The following is a 6,710-nucleotide window of genomic DNA, read 5'->3' on the forward strand; positions in this document are numbered from 1 at the left end:
CCTCGCCGCCGGCCGGTCCGCGGGGCATCGCCCGGGTCGCGTCGGCGTCCGCACCGCCGGCCGGGCCGTGCGGCATCGCCCGGGTGGCGTCGGCGTCCTCGGGCTCCGCGGGGCGGTCGGGTGGAACGGCACGGGTGGCGTCGGGGTCGGCGCCGTTCCGGTCGGGGGGCAGCGCCCTGGTCGCGTCCGGGTCCCCGGCGGGTGGCTCCTGACGGTCGTCGCTCATCGCACGTCCTTTCCCCACCGGGACAGGGCGGCCTGACCCTCGATCGTCCACGGTAGCGGTCCGCCCGGCCATCGGCAGGCATCAGCGCGCCGGGCCGCCCGTCACGGGGAGGGCAGCGGGCTGGCGGTCGGCGTCGTGGCGGGCTCGTCGCCGCAGGTGAGGGTGACCGGGTCGTTCCACCGGACCGAACTGCCGCCGGCCGGGTCCTGCGCGGTGACCGGACCCTGGCGGCCGGTGCGGTAGCGGGGGTAGAGGCCCGCCGCCACCAGGTCGTCCGCCGCGTCGGCGCAACTCTGCGCGAGCAGGTCGGGCACCGAGACGGCGGGCGCCGGACCGGCGACCCAGAGGGTGACCGTGACGCCCCGCTTCACCGGCGTACCGGGCTCGGGCGAGGTGCGCTCCACGGCACGGCCGGAGCCGCTGCCGAACACCAGCCGCCAGCCGAGCCTCCGGTTCCGCAGCTCGCCTCGGGCCTGCTCGAAGTCGATGCCCACCAGCTGCGGCACCGTCAGGCCGGCGGCTGTGGTGGTACGCGTACCGGTCGGCCGGTCGCCGGCGGTGCTCGGCACGGCGGCGGTGGGCCTGGTGGCGTCGACGGAGGGAGTGCCGGAAGCCGCGGCGGGCGGTGCGGCGGGGCGGTCCGGTTCGCCGGCCAGGACCCAGCCGCCGCTCGCGCCGATCACCGCCAGCAGGACCATCGCCAAGCCGCCACCGAGAAGCAGCCTGGTCCGGTCCGACCCCGGTTCGTCGCGTACCCCGGGCTGCCGGTCCGGGTACCCCTCGTCCGTCATCACGTCCCCCGCCTCAGTCACCGGCGACCGTATCCGGCGCCACCAAGCCCGTCCCGGCCGAGCCGGCCGCCGCCACCACTCGCCGCGCCGACCCTGGGACGCTACGCTCCCCGGCATGGCCAGACGGGGCTGGGGAGGATCGACCGCCGCCGCGCTCGGCGTCGCCGCCGGTACGGGCGCCGCACAGCTCGGCTTCGGCTACGGGCTCGGCATCATCAACTGGGCGCCGGCCGGCGCCGCCCGCGTCGACGCGGCCTGGGTGGCCAGCCTCGCCTGGGCGACCTGGATCTCCGCGACCTCGGTGATCGCCGGCGCGGTCTGTGCCCAGCGGCTGGGCGGCGCGGACGACGACGAGCCGGCGGGCACGCTGCCCCGGCTCGGCCTGGCGCTCGCCGCCGGGGTGGGCGCGTTGATCACCGTGCTGCTGGTGGCCGTGCCGGCCCGGGCGGCCCGGGTGCCGGCCACGTCCTCGCCGCAGGCCGTGGCCGCCGGGTACGCCGTCGCCGGGCTGGTGCTCGGGGTGCTGCTGGCGACGTGGGCGCTGCACACCCGGGCCGCGGCCACCAACCTCGTCGCCACCACCGGCTGGCTCTGGCTGCTCGCCGTGGTCTCGGTGCTCGACGGGGTGCTCTCCGGCCGTGGCCTGACCACCGCCCAGCTCGGCATCTGGCAGATCAGCGCGGACAGCGGGCGGTTCTGGATCCGCGACTACTTCTACTGGCCCGGCGCGCTGCTCTCGCTCGGTTCGGCCCTGCTCATCGGGATCCTGGCCGCCCGGCAGGCGGTCCGCGCGCCCGAGCGACGGGTCGGGGCGGCGGCCTCCGGGGCAGCCGGCCCGCTGCTGGTCGCGCTGGCGTATCTGCTCGCCGTGCCGAGGCTCGCCGGGATCGCCGCCGAGCAGGTGTCGGCCCACCTGATCGCCCCGTACGCGGTGATCGCCGGGCTCGGCGGCTCGGCCCTGATGGCCGCGCTGGCCCAGCGGGCCGACCGCCGCGCCGCCGAGCGAACCGTCGTGAACCTGCCCGGCCAGCGCACCGGTGAGCCGGACCAGCTCACCGCCGCCGGCCCGGAGCCGGCCACCGACCCGGCGGACGGCACCGACCCGGTGCTCCCGACGGAACAGCCGACCCGCCGGTTCTTCGGTCGGCGCGCCTCCGGACCGGCCGCACCGAGCGCCGAGCGCACGGCCGGACCGGCCCCGGCCACGTCGGTCGACCCGCTCGGCGAGCAGGCCACGTCCGTGGGCACGGCGCCGGAGCGCGCCGCCGCCGGCCGACGCGGCCGGGCCGTGCCACCCCAGCGGAAACCGGAGTCGAGCCCGCCGGCCGGCACCGGCCCGGTCCCGTCGGAACCGGCAACCGGCGGGCCGGAAAGCGGCAGGATCCGCGACGGTGGAACCGGCGGGCGTCAGCGAGCCGGAGAGCGGCGCGACCGCGCCGACCACCGGACCGAAGGCCGGCCGCCGCAACCGCTGACCGCCGCCACCTCCGCGATCTGGATTCGATCAAGTAAGCGGCGACGAGCAGCGGTGGTCAGTCGACAGGCCAGGTGTGCACGGGCTCGTTGCCGCGTTGCAGTTCGGCGTAGCGCTGGACCATGTGGTGCAGCGCGGCCGGCCGGTCCAGGCCCCGGTGCCGTTCCGCCGCCCACACCGTCTCGGTCTGCCAGACCGCGCCGTTGCGGCCGGTCCGGCAGCGCTCCTCGATCACCCCGAGCAGGCGGTCCCGCTCGGCCGGGGCAACGCCGAACCGGTCCAGCCCCTGCGCGGCGGTGGGCAGCAGCGTGTCGAGGACGAGCGTGGTGACCGGCACGTCGCCGAGCCGGGGCCAGTGCAGCACGGCGTCGATGCCGCGCCGGGCGGCGGCGTGGAAGTTCTCCTCGGCCGAGCTGAAGGTGAGCTGGCTCCAGATCGGCCGGTCCGCCTCGGCGAGGCCGCGGGCGAGGCCGAAGTAGAAGGCCGCGTTGGCGAGCATGTCCACGACGGTCGGCCCGGCCGGCAGCACCCGGTTCTCCACCCGCAGGTGCGGGCGGCCGCCCATGATGTCGTACACCGGGCGGTTCCAGCGGTAGACGGTGCCGTTGTGCAGGCGCAGCTCGCCGAGCTGGGGCACCCCGCCGGCGTGCAGCACCTCGACCGGGTCCTCGTCCTCACAGATCGGCAGCAGCGGCGGGAAGTAGCGGACGTTCTCCTCGAACAGGTCGAAGATCGAGGTGATCCAGCGCTCGCCGAACCACACCCGGGGGCGTACGCCCTGTGCCTTCAGCTCGTCCGGACGGGTGTCGGTGGCCTGCTGGAACAGCGCGATCCGGGTCTCCGCCCAGAGCTGCCGGCCGTAGAGGAACGGCGAGTTGGCACCGACCGCCACCTGCACCCCGGCGATAGCCTGCGAGGCGTTCCAGTAGTCGGCGAAGCTGTCCGGCGCGACCTGGAGGTGGAACTGGAGGCTGGTGCAGGCGGCCTCGGGCGCGATCGAGTCGGTGTGCGTACGCAGCCGTTCGACGCCGCGGATGTCCAACTCGATGTCCTCGCCCCGGGCTCCGACGATCTGGTCGTTGAGCACGCGGTAGCGCTCGTTGGTGGAGAGGTTGTCGGCGACCAGGTGCCGCTCGGTGAGGGTGGGCAGGATGCCGACCATCACGATCTTGGCGTCGGACTTGGCGGCCCGCTCGTCGGCGTGGCTCAGGCTGCTGCCCAGGTCCTGCGCGTAGTCGGCGAAGCCGGTGCCCTCGATCAGCCGGGGCGACGCGTTGAGCTCCAGGTTGAACTGCCCCAGCTCGGTCTGGAAGAGCGGGTCGGCGATGTCGGCGAGGATCTGGTCGTTGCGCATGGCCGGCTCGGCGGCGGCGTCGACGAGGTTGAGTTCGATCTCCAGCCCGGTCATCGGCCGGTCGGCGTCGAAGCCGAAGTCGTCCAGCATCAGCGCGAACACATCCAGGCACCGCCGGACCTTCTGCCGGTAGCGGACCCGGTCCTCGCGGGAGAAGGCGCCCTGCGCGACGTCTCTGCCCATCTGTCCTCCCGGCGCCGGCGCCACGGAACCGTACCGTTCCGCAACGCATTGTGAACCATTCACGTTGAGTGCGTAAGTGCGCCCCGACCGCCGGACCGGGGGTCGGGCGCAGGTCTGCACTCCTACCCAGCCGCCACCCGCCGCACCGCGAACAACACGTGACAATTCGCACCGCCCGGCGTACGACGAACGGGCCCGCGCCGTCGGGTGACGGCGCGGGCCCGTGGGGTTCGTACGCGGGGGTCAGGCCTGGCGGACGGCCTCGCCCTCGATCTCGATCTTGATCTTCTTGCCGACCAGGACGCCACCGGTCTCCAGGGCGACGTTCCAGGTCAGGCCGAAGTCCTCCCGGTCGATCTCGGTGGACGCGGAGAAGCCGAAGATGTCCTGACCGAACGGGCTGCGGCCGACGCCCTCGAACTCGACGTCGAGGTCGACCGGACGGGTCACGCCCTTGATGGTCAGCTCGCCGGAGAGGACGAACTCGTTGCCGTCGCGGGACTTCACGCCGGTGCTGCGGAACTCCAGGGTGGGGAACTGCTCGGCGTCGAGGAACTCCGGGCTGCGCAGGTGCGCGTCGCGGTCGGCCTGGGCGGTGTTGATGCTGGCCGCCTGGATGGTGGCGGTCACCGCGGACTGCATCGGGTCCTCGGCCACGGTGATGGCGGCGGTCGCCTCGGCGAACTCACCGCGTACCTTGCTGACCATCATGTGCCGGGCGACGAACCCGACGCGCTTGTGAGCCGCGTCCAGCAGGTAGGTGCCGGCGGTCGGGATGGTGAGACCCTCCCAGTCGCGGGTAACCGCTTCGGTGCTGCTGGTCATGATGCTGTCCTCCAGGGGAGATTGTTTAGTAGCCCAACGACTGACTGAGCAACTATAGGCATAGCAATATTCCCTGTGTCAAGGACTGCTAGGATGGCCGCGTGGACGAGAACGTGTTCGACGATCCCCGGATCACCGCCATCGGCCTCCTCTTCGAGGCCAGCGCCGGGCTGTCGGCCCGGTTCGCCGCCCAGTTCGAGGAGCACGGCCTGTCCCCGGTCGAGTTCGAGGTGCTGATGCGGCTCACCCGGTCGCCGGGTCACCAGCTGCGGATGACCGACCTCGCGGCGCAGACCTCCCTGTCCACCAGCGGCGTCACCCGCGTGGTCGACCGGATGGAGCGCGACGGCCTGCTCCGCCGCCGGGCCTGCCCCTCCGACCGGCGCAGCTCGTACGCGGTGGTCACCGCCGCCGGCCTGAGCCGCCTGGACGCGACCCTGCCCGGTCACCTGCGGATCATCGAGGAGTGGTTCACCGGCCAGCTCGCCCCGGCCCAGCTGGAGGCGCTCCTGGACGGCCTGCGCCGGGTCCGCGACGCGGTACACCCCGGGGCGACCGCCGGCAGCACCGAGCCCGCTCCGGCCGGGCAGGCCGCCGGCTGCTGACCCGCCGGCCGCGACGCCGCGCCCGCGGGTCACCGGCAGAAAGACCGGCAGAACCATCCGAACACCGGGCCATACCGGCGTAATGATTCGCAAATCACCCAGGCCGGCTGGATAGGCTTCCGGGCAGCGGGGGGGCACCGGGGGGTGCCGGCGCGAGCGATGCAGCGAGGGGCAACACCAGGGGGCTTCTTCGCTCGCGCCACCCCCGCGCCTTCGTCTCCCGCCCGGTCTCAGTCCCGCCGGGCAGCGCGCTCCCGGCGGGCCAGCAGCGCGTAGAGCAGTGCCTCCTCGCGAGGCAGCAGCCGGATCCCGTTGGCCCGGCAGACCCGGTCGAGCCGGTCCAGCACACCCACCTCGGCGGTGCTCGCCGCCAGCCCGACCAGCGCCTCGACCAGATCCCGCCGCTCCCCGCCGCCGGCGAACTCGGCCGCCGCCGTGCGGTCCTGCTGCTCCCCGCCGGTGGCGTGCTCGGCCGCTGCGGTGAACCATTCCGCCGCCAGCTCCCGGTCCCCCTGGTGCAGCGCGAGATGGCCCTCGATCAACGCGCAGACCGCCTCCTCCGGCCGGGCGCCCCGGCCCTCCGGGTCCAGGGTCTCCACGCCCGGCGGCCGGCGCTGTCCCGGCGCCGGCCGCGACGGCCGCAGCTCGGCCACCGTCTCCAGCGCCTCCTCCACCCGCCCTTCGAGGGCGAGCGCCAGCCCGATCGTGCCGACCACCTGGCGCCGCCGCCCCGGGTCGCCCAACTCGACGAGCGCGCTCGCCACCCGCCGCCCCTGCTCGACCGCGTCGACGTACCGGCCCTCCAGCCGGGTCACCTCGGCCAGGCCGGCGCGGGCCATCAGGCGGAGCCGCTGCTCCCCGCACTGGGTGGCCAGCCGGTCGACCGCGGCCAGCCGGCGCCGCGCGCCGGCCAGGTCCGCGACCCGCACGTCGTGCCAGGTGAGGTGGTACTGGGCCACCGCCATCTCGCGTACCCGACCGTGCCGGGTGGCCAGCTCCAGCGCCGCCTCGGCCTGCTCGCGGGCCTCGCCGTTAGCGCCGGCACCGCGCAGGAGCACGCAGAGCATCGAACGGGCCGACAGCTCACCGGTCACCTCACCGGCCGCCCGGAACGTGGCCAACGCGTCCCGGGCCGCCGGCAGCTCCGCACCGCCGGCGCCGTGCTCGGCGGCGAGCCGCGCCACTCCGAGCAGCGCCCAGGCCCGCAGCACCGGCGGCGCGTCGGCGGTACGCGGGTCGGCCAGCAGCCGGC

General features: G+C 74.9%; 4 protein-coding genes and 3 pseudogenes. 2 read left to right on the forward strand and 5 right to left on the reverse strand.

Annotated elements, in window-relative coordinates; translation table 11 throughout:
• A pseudogene (locus B0E53_RS31675) lies at positions 1 to 226 on the reverse strand (hypothetical protein); the annotation flags it as partial.
• 101 nt (positions 227 to 327) lie between these two features.
• On the reverse strand, positions 328 to 1,038 hold the full coding sequence (locus tag B0E53_RS31680; protein WP_246835698.1) for a PASTA domain-containing protein: 711 nt from the start codon (positions 1,036 to 1,038) through the stop codon (positions 328 to 330).
• A 94-nt stretch (positions 1,039 to 1,132) separates the two neighbouring features.
• Here B0E53_RS31680 and B0E53_RS31685 point away from each other — a divergent pair.
• Positions 1,133 to 2,011: pseudogene (locus tag B0E53_RS31685) on the forward strand (hypothetical protein); the annotation flags it as partial.
• A 538-nt stretch (positions 2,012 to 2,549) separates the two neighbouring features.
• Here the strand turns inward: B0E53_RS31685 and B0E53_RS31690 are convergent.
• On the reverse strand, positions 2,550 to 4,028 hold the full coding sequence (locus tag B0E53_RS31690) for a glutamate--cysteine ligase (protein ID WP_107079338.1): 1,479 nt from the start codon (positions 4,026 to 4,028) through the stop codon (positions 2,550 to 2,552).
• Positions 4,029 to 4,271: 243 nt separating this feature from the next.
• Positions 4,272 to 4,853: a YceI family protein gene (locus B0E53_RS31695; protein WP_107079339.1), complete on the reverse strand. Its 582-nt coding sequence runs from the start codon at positions 4,851 to 4,853 to the stop codon at positions 4,272 to 4,274.
• Positions 4,854 to 4,954: 101 nt separating this feature from the next.
• Between B0E53_RS31695 and B0E53_RS31700 the strand changes: the two genes are divergently transcribed.
• A complete protein-coding gene (locus B0E53_RS31700) occupies positions 4,955 to 5,458 on the forward strand; it encodes a MarR family transcriptional regulator (protein WP_107079340.1) in 504 nt (167 codons plus the stop codon).
• A 230-nt stretch (positions 5,459 to 5,688) separates the two neighbouring features.
• On the opposite strand, the pseudogene B0E53_RS31705 reads toward B0E53_RS31700, so the two are convergent.
• Positions 5,689 to 6,710 (reverse strand): annotated as a pseudogene (locus tag B0E53_RS31705) (XRE family transcriptional regulator); the annotation flags it as partial.

Origin of the sequence: Micromonospora sp. MH33, from assembly GCF_003013775.1 — a bacterium.
In the GTDB taxonomy this organism is placed as follows: Bacteria; Actinomycetota; Actinomycetes; order Mycobacteriales; family Micromonosporaceae; genus Micromonospora; species Micromonospora fulviviridis.